The sequence below is a fragment of the Blautia sp. OM07-19 genome (assembly GCF_003481595.1).
Classification (GTDB): domain Bacteria; phylum Bacillota; class Clostridia; order Lachnospirales; family Lachnospiraceae; genus Blautia_A; species Blautia_A intestinihominis.
In genome coordinates, this window is the sequence record NZ_QULA01000001.1 from 454,667 (window position 1) to 472,381 (window position 17,715).

The window sequence follows — 17,715 nt, forward strand, 5'->3', positions numbered from 1 at the left end:
TGCTTATCATAATAAAAAACTATATCATTTTAAAGGAGGATATCAACATGAAAAGAAAAGGTTTCCTTGCAATTCTGACAGCAATGGCAATGATCGGGTCTATGGGAGTTTGCGTTTACGCGGCAGACGACGCTGCATCCACAGAAGATGTTCTGGCTGATTACACAGGAAAAGCAGATTACAAGATCGGCTTCTCACAGTGCACACTGGCTTCTCCGTTCTATGTAACCATGAAAGAAGTTGCAGAAGATTATGCAAAACAGCTTGGTGTTGATTTTGTCTGTGTAAGTGCGGATGATGATGTTACCAAACAGAACAACGATATCAACGACATGATCTCCAGTGGAATCGATGCGCTGATCCTGAATCCGATCAATGCAGAAGGTGTTGCTCCGGCAATCGAAGCCTGCCAGAAAGCAGACATTCCGGTTATCACCGTTGACCGTAATGTAAATGATGGAAACACCGCTTATGTAGGCCGTGACAACGAAGAGATGGGAAGACTCGTAGGAGAAGCTCTTGTAGAAGAACTCGGCGGTAAGGACAAGGCAGAAGGCAAGATCCTTGAGATTCAGGGAACAGCCGGTGATACCGTTATGATGGCAAGACGTGACGGCTTCGAAGCTGCGATCGCAGAAGCTCCTGGCCTTGAAGTAATCCAGTCCGCATACTGCGATTACACAAGAAGCAAAGCTGTTACAGCTACACAGGACTTACTTCAGAGTAATGACGGCATCGTTGCTGTTTACGGACACAATGATGATATGTCCCTTGGAGCAGCTCAGGTTCTCGAAGAAAAAGGAATCGAAGGCGTTAAGGTAACAGGTGTAGACGGACTTATGGAAGCTGTTATGGCTATCCAGGATGGTAAATATTCCATCACAACCATGAATGACCCAGGTTCTCTGCTGAAAGTTGCTATGAACACAACTCTCAAAGTTCTGAATGGGGAAGATTATGACGAATTTGTAGATGCAGGTACTGGCGTTATTGACAGCAGTAATGTAGCCGATTATGTAGACGACAGCCTTGCTTTCGCAGCAATGAAATAATAGAAAATTTTGCAGGAAAAGGCTGGTCATGGATTTGACCGGCCTTTTTTGACCAGATTTTCTTTTATTAATAAATGTTATACACAGTAGGAGGAAGAACATGTACCGATTAATCAAACTGACAGAGGCAAATGACTTAAGAGACTTTATGAACCTTGCATGCAAATGCAGGAGTGATGTAGGTGTGCATACGGATCATAACCAGATCGCAGATGCGAAGTCAATTCTTGGCCTGATGGCACTGGACTACGATCAGCCAGTCAAAGTAGTTACTGAAGATGAGGATTTTTTGAAGAAGTTGGACAAATGGGCAGTTGACATGTAAGAACCTTTGTGCTAAGATAAGCACAGAAGTTACAAATGATATAAACGCAGGAACATTTGTAAACTAATGCAAAAGGTAAATACAAAATTGCCTGCTTTTGTAAGGCAGGAAGGAGGATCTATGGAACAGAAGAATCTGGACCAGATCATCCGGGAGACAGTAGCCAGATATATGAACCGATCCCTGATCGTTGCAGGAAACTGGAAGATGAATATGACGGTCAGAGAAGGCATGGAATTTCTGGAGAAACTGGGACCGGTCGACGGTAAGGTAATGATCTTTCCGCCGTATACAACCCTGGCAGTTCTTGCAGGAGAGTTCCGTAAGAGAGGGATTATCTATGGACCGCAGAATTTCCACTATAAGGAAAGCGGGGCATATACAGGAGAGATTTCTCTTCCTATGATTAAAGAACTCGGCTGTGACTGTCTGCTGGTGGGACATTCCGAACGCCGCAGCTACTACAACGAAACGGATGAAGAGATTCAGAAGAAAATACAGGCGGCACTCAAAGAAGGATTTTCCGTAATGCTCTGCATCGGTGAAAATCTGGAAGAGAGAAAGAGCGGACAGTGGAAGAATGTATTAAGAAAACAACTTGAGAAAGACCTGGAGGGACTTTCGACAGACAGGATTCCATACATACAGATCGCATATGAACCGATCTGGGCGATCGGAACCGGTGTAAGTGCTTCTACGGAAGAAATCACAGAAACACACAGATATCTTAAGGCAGTTCTTTCGGAACTCACCGGAAGCGATATCCCGCTTCTGTATGGTGGAAGTGTCAATGAGAAGAATGCCGCAGACATTGGAAGCTGCCCGGGAGTAGATGGATTCCTGATCGGAGGAGCCAGCCTGAAACCGGAGAAATTCCGAAAGATCATCGAAGTAAGTAAACGAGAGTAAGACCCTTGCAGAAGGGAGTTTACCATATACAAGCAATTACAAATGGAAAGTGAGGAATAAGCTATGGAGATGGAACAGTTAGTCAGTAAGATTACGACGGAGATTCTGAAAACTATGCAGAATCAGGGCGGAGTCAGTGCATCCTTTAATACAGCCGGAAGCGTAGCCGGAATGATCGACCACACACTGCTGAAACAGAATGCAAGTGAAGAACAGATCAAAAAATTATGCCAGGAGGCAAAGGAATATCATTTTTGTTCTGTGTGCGTAAACCCATGTTATGTTCCATTATGCTATGAGGAGCTTCGTGGAAGCGGGGTAAAAGTGTGTACAGTAATCGGTTTTCCTCTGGGAGCAACTACCACAAAATCCAAAATTTTTGAAGCAAACGAAGCAATAGAAAACGGTGCCAATGAAGTAGATATGGTAGTAAATGTCGGCAAGATCAAATCTGGAAACTGGCAGTTCGTAAAGAAAGATATCGCTGATCTTGTAACTGCCGTTCATGGAAGAGCCATCGTCAAAGTTATCATCGAAACCTGCCTTCTGACAGACGAAGAAAAAGTTCGGGTTTGCCAGATCGCCAAAGAAGCCGGTGCAGACTTTGTTAAGACATCTACAGGATTCTCCACAGGTGGAGCAACTGTTGAGGACGTTGCACTGATGAGAAAGACTGTAGGACCGGATATGGGAGTGAAAGCATCCGGCGGTGTCAGAGGACCGGAAGATGCAAAGGCAATGATCGCAGCAGGTGCAAACAGACTGGGAACAAGTGCCGGAGTTGCAATTGCAAAAGGTGAGACAAGCAAAAGTACATACTAATAAGTATAAGTAAGAAAAGGAGATGGCATATAAATGGCACAGAAAATGAGAGCGGTTCGTTTATTTGCTCCAAAAGATATCAGATGTGTGGAGGTAGACGTTCCTCATATTGAGAAAGATACACAGGTACTGATCAAAGTAAAAAGCTGCGGTGTTTGCGGATCTGATATTCCGCGGGTAATGGTAAAAGGAACTTACCATTTCCCGACAACGATCGGACATGAATTTGCAGGCCAGATCGTAGACTGCGGCGATAAAGTAAAGAATAACCTGACAGTAGGTGACAGAGTTTCCGTTATGCCTCTGATCCCGTGCGGCGAATGCCAGTACTGTAAAGTTGGACAGTCCCACCTCTGCGATCACTATGATTACTATGGATCAAGAAGAGATGGTGCCATGGCAGAATATGTAGTTGTAGAATCTGCAAACTGCCTGAAATTACCGGACAACGTAGATTATGAAGAAGGTTCCTTCACAGACCCTGTATCTGTTGGTCTCCACGCAGTTCGTAAATGCCGTATGGAAGCTGGCAAGACAGCAGCAGTTTTCGGACTTGGCGCAATCGGATTTATCTGTGTTCAGTGGCTCCGTGCACTTGGCTGCACAAAGGTTATCGCAGTAGATGTTGCAGACGATAAACTTGCACTTGCAAAACGTCTTGGCGCAACAGCTGGCGTAAACGGAATGAAGACAGACGCTGTGGCAGCGATCAAAGAACTGACAGGCGGTGAAGGCGTAGATATCGCAATTGAATTTGCCGGAAACAAGATCACACACGTTCAGGCGGTAGCATCCTGCAAGAAGAACGGTGAAGTTGTATACGGCGGTATTACATACGACGACGTAACTTATCCAAACAAAGTAATTCAGGCTATCCTTCGTGGTGAGCTTACCATCCACGGAAGCTGGAACTCTTCTATCAATCCACTGCCGATCAACGAGTGGAAGAGCGGACTTGAATTCATGAGCACAGGTCAGATGAATGTAAATCCACTGATCACACATCGTGTTCGTCTGGAGGACTGCAAAGAAGTATTTGAAATGATGTTTAACAGAACAGAAGTGTTCACAAAAGTATTATTCAAACCGGAAATGTAAGAGAGATTAGGAGGAGATCATCATGACACAGGAAGCATTAGGAATGGTAGAAACCAGAGGACTTACAGCAGCGATCGAAGCAGCAGACCAGATGTGTAAAGCAGCTAACGTTGCACTTGTCGGAACAGAAAAAATCGGATCCGGACTGGTAACAGTTATGGTTCGTGGAGATGTAGGAGCTGTTAAATCAGCCGTAGAGAGCGGAAGCGCAGCTGCATCCAGACTTGGTGAGTTAGTAGCAACTCACGTAATCCCAAGACCGCACACTGACGTAGAAAAAATTCTTCCTACTGTAAAATAATCAAATAAAGAAAGACCGCGATACATGAGCGGCCGCTACGTCAAGCAGTTTTAAATGCCTCTGCCTGGATATTCCGGACAGAGGCGTTTTTAACAGGATAAAGAAGAATAAAGAAAGGCGAAAGGAGAAAACGATCCATGGATGAGATCATGATCAAAAACATAGTCAGAGAAGTTCTAATGAAAACAAATCTGGATATTTCCTGTAAGAGTGACCAGGGTGTATTTGAGGACGTAAACGATGCAATTGATGCCGCATACATCGCACAGAGAGACTGGTACATGAATTACAAAGTAGAAGACAGACGCCGCATTATCGAGGCAATCCGTGTTGTGGCAAGAGAAAATGCCCCGATGTTCGCAAAAATGATCCACGAAGAGACCGGTATGGGACGTTATGAGGATAAGATCACCAAGAACCTTGCCGTTATCGACAAGACACCGGGTGTGGAATGTCTTGTAACAGATGCGATTTCCGGTGATTCCGGTCTTATGATCGAAGAACAGGCTCCGTTTGGCGTTATCGGTGCAATTACACCGTCTACAAATCCAACAGAAACCATCATCAATAACACCATCAGCATGATCGGCGGCGGAAATGCTGTTGTATTCAACGTACATCCGGGTGCAAAGAAAGTCTGCGCTGTCTGCCTGCAGATCCTGCACAAAACAATCGTAGAGAACGGAGGTCCTGCAAACCTCATCACCATGCAGAGAAAGCCGGATATGGAAGCAGTCAACAAACTGACTGCCAGCCCGAAGATCCGTCTGATGGTTGGTACCGGAGGCATGGGAATGGTAAATGCACTTCTTAAATCCGGCAAAAAGACCATCGGTGCAGGAGCCGGAAATCCTCCGGTTGTAGTAGATGACACTGCTGATCTTGACAAAGCAGCATCTGAGATTTACAGAGGGGCATCCTTTGATAATAACCTTCTGTGTCTGGCAGAAAAAGAAACCTTCGTTATGGACAATGTGGCAGATGAGCTGATCCGCAAGATGTGTGCCTGCGGTGCACACCTGATCACTCCGCAGGAGACAGAGCAGCTTCTCAAAGTTGTTTTCCTGGAAAAAGACGGCAAATATTCCGTAAACAAGAAATGGGTCGGCAAGGACGCTTCTCTGATTCTTGAAAGTATCGGAATCAAAGATGCAGACACCAGGCTGGTTCTCTGTGAAGTACCGCATGATCATCCATTTGTACTTGTAGAACAGCTGATGCCGATCATGCCGATCGTCCGCTGCAAGACTTTTGAGGACTGTGTAAAATATGCTGTAGTTGCAGAAAACGGAAACCGCCACACAGCATCCATGTTCTCCAAGAACGTAGACCATATGACAAGATTTGCAAAAGAAATCGAAACAACCATCTTTACCAAAAATGCAGCAACGCTTGTCGGTGTCGGAATCGGCGGTGAAGGTCATACGACTATGACAATTGCAGGACCAACCGGTGAAGGCCTGACCTGTGCAAGAAGCTTCACCAGAAGAAGACGCTGCATGCTGGCAGATGGCGGACTCCGCGTTATTTAAATCGGTCTTACCAAAAAACAAAATCACCCATTGACAAACGGAAAACGTGCGGATATAATAAACTACAGAATAAATAAGAAACACGTTGACGAGAAGAGTAAACTGTGGAAGGCTCCAGAGAGGAATACATTTGCTGAGAGTATTTCAGCTGGAAGCAGTCGAAGACCATCTCCGAGTGGCCCTAATCCGGTCCGGTGATTCCGTTATCATCTTATAAGAGTGGCTGAGACTGCCGTATGACAGTTACAGCAAGCAGGGTGGAACCGCGAGTATCGTATGCTATGATCATATTCGTCCCTTACAGTGCAGAGATGTATTGTAAGGGACTTTTTTATTTATCAAATGAATCAGAAGTCAGCTCGTCCCTGTGGAAAAAACTTACAGATTTATTCAAACACAAAAGGAGTTCAAAACTATGATTATCACACTGAAAGACGGATCCAAAAAAGAATATTCCGAAGCAAAATCCATAATTGACATCGCTTATGACATCAGCGAAGGACTGGCACGCGCAGCATGTGCAGGAGAAGTAAACGGAGAGGTTGTAGATCTCCGTACAGTTCTTGACAGCGACTGCGAACTGAACATTCTGACAGCTAAGGACGAGAAGGGACTTGCTGTTCTTCGTCATACAGCTTCCCATGTACTTGCACAGGCAGTACAGAACTTATATCCGGAAGCCAAAGTTGCCATCGGACCTTCTATTGATACAGGATTTTATTATGATTTCGATCACGAGCCATTCTCCCGTGAGGACCTTGATACGATCGAAAAAGAAATGAAGAAGATCATCAAAAAAGGCGCAAAGATCGAACGTTTCACCAAATCCAGAGAAGATGCGATCGCATACTTCAAAGAGAAAAACGAACCTTACAAAGTAGAACTGATCGAAGATCTTCCGGAAGATGCAGAAATCTCCTTCTATTCACAGGGAGACTGGACAGACCTCTGTGCAGGACCGCACCTGATGAGCGTAAAACCTGTCAAAGCATTCAAACTTCTTTCTTCTTCCAGCGCATACTGGAGAGGCAGCGAGAAAAACGCTATGCTGACACGTATCTACGGAACAGCATACGCTACAAAGGATGAGCTCAAAGAACATCTGGAGCAGATGGAAGAAGCAAAGAAACGTGACCACAACAAACTTGGTCGTGAGATGAAGATCTTCACAACTGTAGATGTGATCGGTCAGGGACTTCCGCTTATCATGCCAAACGGTGTTATCATGATGCAGGAACTGCAGAGATGGATTGAAGATGAGGAGACAAAACGTGGCTATGTAAGAACCAAGACTCCTCTGATGGCAAAGAGCGATCTCTACAAGATCTCCGGACACTGGGATCATTACAAAGACGGAATGTTCGTTCTCGGTGATGAAGAGACAGACAAAGAAGTATTTGCACTTCGTCCGATGACATGCCCGTTCCAGTACTATGTATACAAAGCAGAACAGCACAGCTACCGTGATCTGCCGCTGCGTTACGGCGAGACATCCACACTGTTCCGTAACGAGGATTCCGGTGAGATGCACGGCCTGACACGAGTTCGTCAGTTTACAATCTCTGAGGGACATCTGATCGTAAGACCAGACCAGATGGTAAAAGAATTCAAAGACTGTATCGCACTTGCACAGTACTGTCTGCAGGTACTTGGAGTTGAGGAGGATGTAACCTACCATCTGTCCAAATGGGATCCGAACAACAGAGAAAAATACATCGGTGATCCGGAAGTATGGAATGAGACAGAAGAAGATATTCGTCAGATGCTCGAAGAACTGAACATCCCATTCACAGAGGATGTCGGAGAAGCAGCTTTCTACGGACCAAAAGTCGACATCAATGCAAAGAACGTATATGGCAAAGAAGATACCATGATCACAATCCAGTGGGATGCACTTCTTGCTGAACAGTTTGATATGTACTACATCGACGAAAACGGTGACAAAAAACGTCCGTGTATCATTCATCGTACATCCATGGGATGCTATGAAAGAACACTTGCATGGCTGATCGAAAAATACGCAGGAATGTTCCCGACATGGCTGTGTCCGGAGCAGGTTCGTGTGATCCCGATTTCCGAGAAATTCAACGCTTATGCTGACAAAGTAGAAGCACAGATGAAAGAAGAAGGAATCCGCTGCTCCGTTGACAGACGTTCTGAGAAGATGGGATACAAGATCCGTGAAGCTCGTCTTGAGAGAGTTCCATACATGCTCGTTGTTGGTGCAAAAGAAGAGGAAGAGGGCAAAGTTTCCGTAAGAAGCCGTTACCTTGGCGATGAAGGAATAAAAGACCTCGGAGATTTCATGAGCGCGATCAAAGAAGAGATCAAGAACAAAACGATCCGCAAGATCGAAGTTCAGGAAGAGAAAAAATAATAAATAACAAATGTTTTATCGAAAGAGAGGATGCGAAGTCCTCTCTTTCTTTTTGCTTTTTCTACGAAAATTTCATTATGATGCAAAAACGTTTCTATTCTGTCGATAAGGCACGAGAAGTTCTGTGAATCTGTCTCCCTGTTTTGACAAAATCTGCGCCCTTTGTCCACTATAATTAGCTCACTTACCAAAGTGAAGGATTTATACAGGTTCAGAGGGCTTTTTTCTTTGGGGAGGTTTGGATTTATGTATCAGGAGATCTACATAGACGTTGTGTTTGCGGCAAATCTTTTGATGGATTATCTTCTCCTCCGTCTGGTGGGATGGTTCCTGCGGTGTCGTGCGGGGCGCAGACGATGCTTTGCGGCGGCTGCTCTGGGCGCATTTGGTTCCTGCCTGATCCTCTGTATTCCTTCGGAAAACACTCCTGTACTGACAGTGGCACTCCATGGATTCTGTGCACTGGTGATGCTTCGGATCGGGCTTAAGATCCAGAAGGGAGCATTGCTCCTCAAAGCATTTCTGATGTTGTACCTGACTGCGTTCTTATGTGGTGGATTCTGGGAAGCTGTTTCAAGAGAGAGAACACTTACGATCAAAGTTTTTCTGTTATGCGTGTTTGTGGTGTACACAGGCAGCAGTGCATTTCTTTTTGCAGCGGACTCGATCCGGGCGGGCAGACGGAATATTTATCCGGTGACGTTTGGCTATCAGGGCAGAGTACAGTCGGCTTACGGACTTTATGACAGTGGAAACCTGCTGGAAGATCCAATAAGCGGCAAGCCGGTATCGATCATGGAGGCAGAACTTCTTGCGAAGATTTTGCCGAAGGAACATGCAGAGGCACTGAAGAACCTCAATGGAGATCCGGAGAACCTGAAAAGCACAGAGATCGCAGGTCTGAAACCACACTATCTGTTACTTAAGACAGTGGGAAAAGACCCACAGACGTTTCTTGCTGTGAGATTAGACGATCTGTGCATCCATACTCCCGGAGATGTGATTCATATAGCAGAACCGGTTTTTGCTCTGACATTTGAATCCTCCGCTTTGGGCAAGGAATATAAGCTATTGTTGAATTCCAGATTATTGCGTTAGGAGGGGCAGATTATGACAAGATCAGCAGCAGGCGTGGATTATAATCCGTTTCAGTTTTTTCAGAGACTGGTACTTACGAGACCGAGAGAAGTTTATTATATTGGAGGCAGCGATGTCCTCCCGGCACCATTGGAACCGAGGAGAGAAGCATATGTGATCAGCAAGCTGGATACAGATCAGCACCAGGAAGCCAAGGCAATCCTGATTGAACATAATTTAAGGCTGGTTGTCTATATCGCCAAGAAATTTGATAACACAGGAGTAGGTGTGGAGGATCTGATCTCGATCGGTACCATAGGTCTTATCAAAGCGATCAATACGTTTAATCCGGTCAAAAATATCAAACTTGCAACCTATGCTTCCAGATGTATTGAGAATGAGATTCTGATGTACCTTCGCAGGAACAGCAAGACCAGGATGGAAGTTTCCATCGATGAGCCGCTGAATGTGGACTGGGATGGAAATGAACTTCTTCTTTCGGATATTCTGGGAACAGACGATGATGTGATCTCACGCAGGATGGAGGATGAAGTGGAGATCAAACTTCTCGGAAAGGCGATCAACAAGCTTTCTCCGCGGGAGCAGATGATCATCAAACTGCGTTTTGGCCTCAACAATGCAGAAGGCAAGGAAAAGACCCAGAAAGAAGTTGCAGATCTTCTTGGAATCTCCCAGTCCTACATTTCCAGACTTGAGAAACGGATCATGAAGAGGCTGAAGAAAGAGATCGTAAAATATGAATAAAGATGCAATACACACAGTTACTGTGAACGAAGCGGACAGTAACAGATTCTGTTTATAAGAGAGCGCACCCGGGCATATACATAAAGAGAATATGCAAAAGGGTGTGTTCTTTTTGAAAAAATGTGTAATGGAACTGATAATGGCGTGCTTTTTGCTGATATGTTTTTATTTTTTGTCCAGACAGGCTGCGACGGTGTCTGTCTGGATGAATTCCGAAGAGGCAGAACAGAAAGGGAATGTAATCGTACTGGATCCTGGACATGGCGGAAGTGACCCTGGCATGATCGGTATAGACGGACTGGAAGAAAAAGGAATCAACCTGTCAGTGAGCCTTCTTCTCAGGGAAAAACTGGAAGAAAAAGGTTATACAGTTGTTCTGACAAGAGAATCGGATCAGGGACTCTACGATGATTCAGCCCAGAACAAAAAAGCCCAGGATATGCAGAGAAGGATCGCACTGATTGATGAAACTGCACCTGTGCTGACTGTGAGCATCCACCAGAACAGCTACCATGATCCCAGCGTAAAGGGACCGCAGGTCTTTTATTATGAAACGTCCGGTGAAGGGAAAGAACTGGCAGCAGATCTGCAGGAAAGTCTGAATACGACACTTGAAGTTGAACGGCCACGGGAGATCAAAGGAAATACGAGCTACTATCTCCTCAAAAGAAGCAAAGGAGTACTGGTGATCGCAGAGTGCGGATTCCTGACCAATCCAGATGAAGCAGATCTTCTCCAGACAGAAGAATATCAGGAGAAGGTAGCGGATGCACTGACAGATGGAATTGTGACATATTTGCGAAAAGTATAAAACTTTTTTGCTATTGATTTCGTATTCTGTTATACTGACTAGAGGATCGTAAGAAAAGTAAGTGCAGGATAAAATACAGGAATTATGATACAGAAAGTACGATCCCGGAGGAATAGGATATGTTAGGAATTATTTACTGTCTGCTGGCAATATTGATCGGAAAAGAAGTGGCAGGCATGTTTTTCGTCTCTGGAAACAGGAATAAGAGTACCCGTACAAATCAGTTCTGGATTCTGGCTTCCGGAGCCCTGGGAACCGGACTTTTGATCTTTGGATGGATCACTTATATGATTTCCTGGGCGGCAAGCGCACTTGGAGCGGAGAAACCACTTATTTATGGAAATCTGGCAGTGATGGCAGGAGCGGCTGTTTTTCTGGCCCTTCTGTACGGCAGACGTTATCGAAAAGAGAATTCGATTCTGTCAGAATATGAACAGGCTCTGATCCACGATAAGAAACAATTCCGGAAGGAACTGATTTTGCTTGTGATCCTTGCTATATTTCTTACATGGATCATGTTCTATGTTTTTTACATAAAAGACGGTGTCCTTTATTCCGGCTATACGGTTTATGGAGACTATGCACCGCATACAGCGATGATGAGGTCTTTCTCTCTTGGAAACAATTTTCCAACGCAGTATCCACATTTTGGCGGTCAGGATGTAAAATATCATTTTATGTTTCAGTTTCTTGTAGGAAATCTGGAATTCCTTGGACTGCGGCTGGATTTTGCCTATAATATCGTCAGTATTCTGGCATTACTGGCATTTCTGATGATGCTTTATAATCTGGCACTGCGGATTACCGGAAGTTTTGCAGCTTCTGTAATGACGATCGTTTTTTTCTTCTTTCGAAGTGCACTGACGTTCTTTCATTTTGTGCTGGAGCATCTTCAGGCAGGGGATCTTATGGAAACGTTCAGGAATAATATGAACTTTATCGGTTATACGCCAAATGAAAACTGGGGACTCTGGAATTTTAATGTTTATCTGAATCAGAGACACCTGGCATTTGGACTTCTGATCGTTACACTGGCTCTGTGGATGTTTCTGGACTGGGTGGACGCAGGCTGTGCACATGAGGAGAAAGACTGGAACTGGCTGACCGGAAGAATATTCAGCAGGGAGGCATGGAAAAGCCGTAACCTCGAAAATGCATTAATGGCAGGTATGATGCTGGGGCTGACTTCTTTCTGGAATGGAGCGGCTGTGATCGGAGGACTTCTGATCCTGTTTGGATTTGCGGCGTTCTCCGACGGAAAGCTTGATTATCTTGTGACTGCCATAGCAGCAGTTGTTTTTGCAGAGCTTCAGGCGAAAGTTTTTATCTGGGGCGATGCGGTAAGTACTTCGTTTTACTGGGGATTTCTGGCAGAGGACAAATCACTGCACGGGGTACTGTGGTTCCTTTTGCAGATGAGCGGAGTTTTTTTTCTTGGCGCACTGGTACTTCTGTATTTTCTGAAAGACCGCAGACAGAGAGTGCTTCTGACAAGTTTTCTCTTTCCGTTGATTTTCGCATTTTGTATTTCGCTGACACCGGATATTGCGGTAAACCAGAAATATATTATGATCTCCTACGCATTTGTGGCAATGTTCTGGGGATGGGCATTTGTGAAACTGTTCCAGAAGGGGATCTGGCGGAAACTGGCAGCAGTTGTACTCGCCATCTGCCTGACGATCACCGGTATCTATGATTTTGTGATCATTGTCAGGGACAATGGCCCGGGAAGAAGGGTGTCGGTAAATCTGAACAGTGCACTGACAGACTGGCTGGCAGAGAATCTGACGAGTGAAGATCTGATCCTGACACCGGAATACAGCATCAATGAGGTGACAATGGCGGGTGTCATGATGTATATGGGATGGCCGTATTATGCATGGTCAGCGGGTTATGACACATACAGACGCGCGGACATCGCAAAAACAATTTACAATTCAACTGATGAAAATACTGTGAAAAAACTTGTAAAGCAGGAGAAAATCACCTATATTTTATTCGAAGATGGAATGACGTTTGAAGAAACGGAATGCAGAGAAGATACGATTGCAGAGGCATTTCGTCTTGTATACCAGTCAGAGGATGGGAGAATAAGAATTTATGAAACCTGAAATGATTAAAAAAACAATAATAAGAGTCATACCGGCAGCCTTTCTTGTGGCGCTGTCTGCGTTCCTTCTCAAAGGAGATGTGTGGACATTCTGGACCTGGTATCTGCTTGCAGGAGTACTGGGGATTGTGGGAATGGCGGTTACAGGACGGCTGTTCCGGGGATTTGCGGATAAGGGATGGATGTTTTCAAAGGTTGTTTCCATCACGATCACAGGATTCCTGACATGGTTTCTGGTATCCATCAGAATACTGAAATTCACGACTGTTACCTGTGTGGGAATTACGGCGGCATTTGGCGTTGTCTGCATTTTTCTGTATGAAAGACAGCGGAGACAGGGATATGACTGCCTGCCGATCGAAAATCTGGATCTTGTTTATGCAGAGGAGATTCTGTTTTTTGCCGTATTTCTTCTGTGGACCTATCTGGCAGGATTTCATCCGGCAGCACACGGGACAGAGAAATTTATGGACTATGGTTTCATGGAAGCCATGATGCGAAGCAAGACACTTCCGGCAACCGATCTCTGGTATTCCCAGGGCAAGATCAACTATTATTATGGCGGTCAGTATTTCGCCGTATTTCTGACGAAGCTTTCCGGAACGAAAGTAGAACTCACATACAATCTGATGCGTACTTTTGTGGCAGCGTTTGCTTTTGTACTTCCGTTTTCGCTGGTACACCAGATGACTCTGGACATGCAGGGCAGAGTTTCAGGATGGAAGAAGAATCTTCCGTCCATCACAGGCTTCCTTGCAGGTCTGGCAGTTTCCATTGCAGGAAATATGCATTATGTTGTCTATGCACAGATTATTCCGCTGATCCAGAAATTAAAGGGCGAGGAAGTGAGCAGCTACTGGTTTCCGGATGCGACACGCTATATTGGATTTAATCCGGATGTGCCGGATAAGACGATCCATGAATTTCCGTGCTATTCATTTGTATTAGGAGATCTCCATGCACATGTGGTAAATATTATGTTTGTCCTGCTTCTTCTGGGACTTCTGTATGCATGGATGAAGAAAGTACGGAATACGACACCGTCTGTGGAAAAACAGGGCCGGAAGAAATTCTGGATGAAGCAGCTTCTGATGCCGCAGATCCTTGCAGCGGCAATGCTCCTTGGAATGTTCCACTGGACAAACTACTGGGATTTCGTTATCTATTATGTTGTGACCGGCGGAACGGTTCTGTTTATGAATATTATCTGCCTTAAGGGTGATATCAGGCGGATCGCTGCAGTGACAGCAGCACAGGCAGTCGAGATCTTTGCCATTGCGACAGTGATCATCCTGCCGTTTACTTTACAGTTTACAACAATGGTGCAGGGCGTGAGACTGGCACAGAATCACTCCCTTCCACACCAGCTTCTGATCCTGTGGGGACTTCCGACAGTTATGACGCTTGTATTTGTAATTTCGCTGATCGTGGAGAAACTCAAAGGACTGGAGCATAAATCTCTGTACCGGCTGATGAAAGCAGTCCGCACGCCGGACCTGTTTGCGGTAATTATGGGACTGTGTGCGATCGGACTTGTGGCGATCCCGGAACTGGTTTATGTCCGTGATATTTATGAGAACGGAAATGCCCGTGCGAACACCATGTTCAAGCTGACTTATCAGGCGTATATCATGTTTGGAATGACGATGGCATACGTGATTTTCCGCCTGCTGATCGTGAATCGCAAAAAGATTCTCAAAGCGATCGCAGCGATCGGGCTGGTTCTTCTTCTGTGGACCTGCGGATATTTTGGAAGAAGCGTAAATTCCTGGTTTGGACAGGTTTTGGATCCATCCCAGTATAAAGGACTGAATGCGACGGCTTTCCTGGAGACAGATTATGTTGAGGATGTCGGTGCGATCAAATGGCTCAAAGAAAACATCGAAGGTTCTCCGGTAGTGCTGGAGGCAAACGGCGACAGCTATTCTGAATACGAACGAGTTTCCGCTATGACCGGTCTTCCGACAGTCATGGGATGGTATGTACATGAATGGCTGTGGCGAAATGACGTAGCTGACCTGAATGAGAAATCCGGCGAAATCGAGACTATCTACACTTCGACAGACACTGCGAGAATTCAGGAGCTGATTGAGAAATATGATATTTCCTATATCTTTGTAGGCTCCTGTGAGAGAGAAAAATATGGCGAGAACCTTAATAATGCAGGGCTGGAAAGCCTTGGTGAGATCGTATATCAGGATCCGGATTATGAGACCTATATTGTGAAGATTGAGAAATAACCCTATAAATCAGATGATTATGCGTCAAAATCGCCTGTTGTACATTTCACAGAAATCTACTATAATAGAGCACATGAGAAAATCATGGAAAAATCTACATCCTTCAGTAAAACTGAACGGAGTGGACAGTAACGAAACAGAATGAGAGGACATACAGAAATGAAAGCGGAAGTTGTGGCAATGGATGCAGAGCATCTGGATATGGAAGCCATACAAAAAGCAGGAAAGATATTAAAGGAGGGCGGTCTTGTCGCTTTTCCTACGGAAACAGTTTACGGACTTGGCGGCAACGCCCTGGATCCGAAAGCATCCATGAAGATTTATGCGGCGAAGGGCAGACCTTCCGATAATCCGCTGATCGTGCATATCGCAGACATCGACGATCTGGCAAAAATCACGACAGAGATTCCTAAGGGCGCACGTATCCTTGCAGAGAAATACTGGCCGGGACCGCTGACCATGATCCTGCCAAAAGCAGATATTGTGCCGAAGGAGACTACGGGAGGGCTTGATAGTGTGGCAGTACGTTTCCCGAGCGACCGTATTGCACAGGAACTGATTAAAGCTGCCGGTGGTTTTGTGGCAGCACCGAGCGCGAATACTTCAGGCAGACCGAGTCCTACGATGGCAGAGCATGTCGAGGAGGACCTGGGTGATGCGATTGAGATGATTATTGACGGGGGACAGGTCGGTATCGGTCTGGAATCTACGATCGTTGATTTCACCGAGGATGTACCGGTAGTCTTAAGACCTGGCTATATTTCGCTTGAGATGCTTAAGGATACACTGGGGGATGTCCGTATGGACAGAGGTCTTCTGATCACTGACAGCAGTGTACATCCGAAAGCACCCGGAATGAAGTATCGGCATTATGCACCGAAGGCAGATCTGTCCATTGTAGAAGGACCGCAGGATGAGGTGATCGCCTGCATCAACCGTCTGACCCGTGAAGCGGCATCAACCGGGCTGAAGACAGGAATTATCGCGACAGACGAGACGAAAGATCAGTACGCAGACGGACTGGTTTTAAGCATAGGCAGCAGAGAAGAAGAAGAGACGATTGCACACCATCTTTATGGGGTACTGAGAGATTTTGATGAGGCGCAGGTCAATGTGATCTATTCAGAAGCTTTCTATACACCAAGGATGGGTCAGGCAATCATGAACCGGCTTCTCAAGGCGGCCGGACACAAAATTATCAAGACACAGGAGGAAGAGAAATGATAGCATTAGGATGTGACCATGGCGGTTACGAACTGAAACAGGAGATCATCAAATATCTGGAGGAGCATAATCTGGAATATACAGATTTCGGATGTGACAGTCTGGAATCTACAGATTATCCAATCTATGCAAAGCGAGTGGCAATCGCTGTCCAGAGTGGTGACTGTGATAAGGGAATCCTTATCTGTGGAACCGGAATCGGTATTTCCATCACAGCAAATAAATTCAAGGGAATCCGTGCAGCACTGTGTTCTGACTGCTTCAGTGCAGAGGCAACAAGACTTCACAATAATGCAAACATCCTTGCAATGGGTGGAAGAGTTGTAGGCCCGGGACTTGCGGTCAAGATCGTAGATACTTTCCTGAACACTCCGTTTTCTGAGGAGGAACGTCATATCCGCAGGATCAAACAGATGGAAGAAGATACAGATATCGTGGATGTGAATCCAGAAGTATAAATCGCGATCATAAAATATACAAAAAATTACTGCCGGCTTTCTGGAATATCAGGAAGCCGGTAAAATTTGGCTATTGTCAGCAATAACAAAATTTGCGGGGGAGGTTTTTACAGAAGATGTATAATCAAAAAAGAAAAGGCTATATTTCCTGGGATGAATATTTTATGGGTGTGGCAATGCTTTCAGGCATGCGGTCGAAGGATCCAAATTCTCAGGTGGGGGCCTGCATCGTAAGTGAGGATAACAAGATTCTTTCAATGGGTTATAATGGATTTCCGAAGGGCTGTTCTGATGATGAGTTTCCGTGGGCAAGGGAAGGTGAACCACTGGATACGAAGTATCTGTATGTTACGCACAGCGAATTGAATGCGATTCTGAATTACAGAGGCGGAAGCCTGGAAGGGGCGAAACTTTACGTTTCCCTGTTCCCGTGTAATGAATGTGCCAAGGCAATCATTCAGTCCGGTATCAAGACGATCGTTTATGACTGTGACAAATACGAGAATACACCATCTGTGATCGCGTCCAAGCGAATGCTGGATGCGGCAGGAGTACGTTACTATAAATACAAACGGACAGGCAGAGAGATCAATCTGACTGTCTGAACAGGAGAA

The 17,715-nt window shown here is 45.3% G+C and carries 16 protein-coding genes; all 16 read left to right on the plus strand.

The window, feature by feature from the left end; genetic code table 11:
• The first annotated feature begins 47 nt into the window (after nucleotides 1–47).
• Complete coding sequence (locus DXC01_RS02015; RefSeq protein WP_022214811.1) at nucleotides 48–1,052, plus strand: substrate-binding domain-containing protein; 1,005 nt, start codon at nucleotides 48–50, stop codon at nucleotides 1,050–1,052.
• Nucleotides 1,053–1,152: 100 nt separating this feature from the next.
• Nucleotides 1,153–1,377 (plus strand): HPr family phosphocarrier protein, encoded by a 225-nt coding sequence (locus DXC01_RS02020; RefSeq protein WP_022214810.1) that lies wholly within the window; start codon nucleotides 1,153–1,155, stop codon nucleotides 1,375–1,377.
• A 120-nt stretch (nucleotides 1,378–1,497) separates the two neighbouring features.
• A complete protein-coding gene (gene tpiA / locus DXC01_RS02025; protein ID WP_158565270.1) occupies nucleotides 1,498–2,286 on the plus strand; it encodes a triose-phosphate isomerase in 789 nt (262 codons plus the stop codon).
• A 171-nt stretch (nucleotides 2,287–2,457) separates the two neighbouring features.
• Nucleotides 2,458–3,108: a deoxyribose-phosphate aldolase gene (deoC, locus tag DXC01_RS02030; RefSeq protein WP_334295376.1), complete on the plus strand. Its 651-nt coding sequence runs from the start codon at nucleotides 2,458–2,460 to the stop codon at nucleotides 3,106–3,108.
• A 33-nt stretch (nucleotides 3,109–3,141) separates the two neighbouring features.
• Complete coding sequence (locus DXC01_RS02035) at nucleotides 3,142–4,206, plus strand: galactitol-1-phosphate 5-dehydrogenase (protein WP_022214807.1); 1,065 nt, start codon at nucleotides 3,142–3,144, stop codon at nucleotides 4,204–4,206.
• A 22-nt stretch (nucleotides 4,207–4,228) separates the two neighbouring features.
• A complete protein-coding gene (locus DXC01_RS02040; protein ID WP_022214806.1) occupies nucleotides 4,229–4,507 on the plus strand; it encodes a BMC domain-containing protein in 279 nt (92 codons plus the stop codon).
• 137 nt (nucleotides 4,508–4,644) lie between these two features.
• Nucleotides 4,645–6,039 (plus strand): aldehyde dehydrogenase family protein, encoded by a 1,395-nt coding sequence (locus DXC01_RS02045; RefSeq protein WP_243002302.1) that lies wholly within the window; start codon nucleotides 4,645–4,647, stop codon nucleotides 6,037–6,039.
• 415 nt (nucleotides 6,040–6,454) lie between these two features.
• Entirely contained in the window at nucleotides 6,455–8,416 is a 1,962-nt protein-coding gene (gene thrS / locus DXC01_RS02050; RefSeq protein ID WP_118698102.1) for a threonine--tRNA ligase, read from the plus strand.
• Between the two features lie 246 nt (nucleotides 8,417–8,662).
• Nucleotides 8,663–9,514, plus strand: a complete 852-nt coding sequence (locus tag DXC01_RS02055; protein WP_022214803.1) for a sigma-E processing peptidase SpoIIGA — start codon at nucleotides 8,663–8,665, stop codon at nucleotides 9,512–9,514.
• 12 nt (nucleotides 9,515–9,526) lie between these two features.
• A complete protein-coding gene (sigE, locus tag DXC01_RS02060; RefSeq protein ID WP_022214802.1) occupies nucleotides 9,527–10,258 on the plus strand; it encodes an RNA polymerase sporulation sigma factor SigE in 732 nt (243 codons plus the stop codon).
• Nucleotides 10,259–10,361: 103 nt separating this feature from the next.
• Nucleotides 10,362–11,069 carry an N-acetylmuramoyl-L-alanine amidase gene (locus DXC01_RS02065; protein WP_319638473.1) on the plus strand — a complete coding sequence of 236 codons (708 nt, stop codon included), beginning with the start codon at nucleotides 10,362–10,364 and terminating at the stop codon, nucleotides 11,067–11,069.
• A 119-nt stretch (nucleotides 11,070–11,188) separates the two neighbouring features.
• Nucleotides 11,189–13,180: a hypothetical protein gene (locus DXC01_RS02070; RefSeq protein ID WP_118698103.1), complete on the plus strand. Its 1,992-nt coding sequence runs from the start codon at nucleotides 11,189–11,191 to the stop codon at nucleotides 13,178–13,180.
• Nucleotides 13,170–15,419, plus strand: a complete 2,250-nt coding sequence (locus DXC01_RS02075; protein WP_118698104.1) for a DUF2298 domain-containing protein — start codon at nucleotides 13,170–13,172, stop codon at nucleotides 15,417–15,419. The genes DXC01_RS02070 and DXC01_RS02075 overlap by 11 nt, the downstream gene beginning before the upstream one ends.
• 159 nt (nucleotides 15,420–15,578) lie before the next feature.
• Entirely contained in the window at nucleotides 15,579–16,643 is a 1,065-nt protein-coding gene (locus DXC01_RS02080; RefSeq protein ID WP_022214798.1) for an L-threonylcarbamoyladenylate synthase, read from the plus strand.
• Nucleotides 16,640–17,101 carry a ribose 5-phosphate isomerase B gene (gene rpiB / locus DXC01_RS02085; protein WP_022214797.1) on the plus strand — a complete coding sequence of 154 codons (462 nt, stop codon included), beginning with the start codon at nucleotides 16,640–16,642 and terminating at the stop codon, nucleotides 17,099–17,101. Before DXC01_RS02080 ends, rpiB begins: the two co-directional genes overlap by 4 nt.
• 116 nt (nucleotides 17,102–17,217) lie before the next feature.
• Nucleotides 17,218–17,706: a deoxycytidylate deaminase gene (locus tag DXC01_RS02090; RefSeq protein ID WP_022214796.1), complete on the plus strand. Its 489-nt coding sequence runs from the start codon at nucleotides 17,218–17,220 to the stop codon at nucleotides 17,704–17,706.
• The last annotated feature ends 9 nt before the right edge of the window (nucleotides 17,707–17,715 follow it).

Excerpts from the sequence above, each read along its gene's own strand:
- DXC01_RS02090 (WP_022214796.1), top strand. The coding sequence starts at position 17,218 with ATGTATAATCAAAAAAGAAAAGGCTATATTTCCTGGGATGAATATTTT.
- deoC (WP_334295376.1), top strand. The coding sequence starts at position 2,458 with ATGATCGACCACACACTGCTGAAACAGAATGCAAGTGAAGAACAGATC.
- tpiA (WP_158565270.1), top strand. The coding sequence starts at position 1,498 with ATGGAACAGAAGAATCTGGACCAGATCATCCGGGAGACAGTAGCCAGA.
- DXC01_RS02055 (WP_022214803.1), top strand. The coding sequence starts at position 8,663 with ATGTATCAGGAGATCTACATAGACGTTGTGTTTGCGGCAAATCTTTTG.
- DXC01_RS02075 (WP_118698104.1), top strand. The coding sequence starts at position 13,170 with ATGAAACCTGAAATGATTAAAAAAACAATAATAAGAGTCATACCGGCA.
- DXC01_RS02070 (WP_118698103.1), top strand. The coding sequence starts at position 11,189 with ATGTTAGGAATTATTTACTGTCTGCTGGCAATATTGATCGGAAAAGAA.
- thrS (WP_118698102.1), top strand. The coding sequence starts at position 6,455 with ATGATTATCACACTGAAAGACGGATCCAAAAAAGAATATTCCGAAGCA.
- DXC01_RS02015 (WP_022214811.1), top strand. The coding sequence starts at position 48 with ATGAAAAGAAAAGGTTTCCTTGCAATTCTGACAGCAATGGCAATGATC.
- DXC01_RS02035 (WP_022214807.1), top strand. The coding sequence starts at position 3,142 with ATGGCACAGAAAATGAGAGCGGTTCGTTTATTTGCTCCAAAAGATATC.
- DXC01_RS02045 (WP_243002302.1), top strand. The coding sequence starts at position 4,645 with ATGGATGAGATCATGATCAAAAACATAGTCAGAGAAGTTCTAATGAAA.
- DXC01_RS02040 (WP_022214806.1), top strand. The coding sequence starts at position 4,229 with ATGACACAGGAAGCATTAGGAATGGTAGAAACCAGAGGACTTACAGCA.
- rpiB (WP_022214797.1), top strand. The coding sequence starts at position 16,640 with ATGATAGCATTAGGATGTGACCATGGCGGTTACGAACTGAAACAGGAG.
- sigE (WP_022214802.1), top strand. The coding sequence starts at position 9,527 with ATGACAAGATCAGCAGCAGGCGTGGATTATAATCCGTTTCAGTTTTTT.
- DXC01_RS02020 (WP_022214810.1), top strand. The coding sequence starts at position 1,153 with ATGTACCGATTAATCAAACTGACAGAGGCAAATGACTTAAGAGACTTT.
- DXC01_RS02080 (WP_022214798.1), top strand. The coding sequence starts at position 15,579 with ATGAAAGCGGAAGTTGTGGCAATGGATGCAGAGCATCTGGATATGGAA.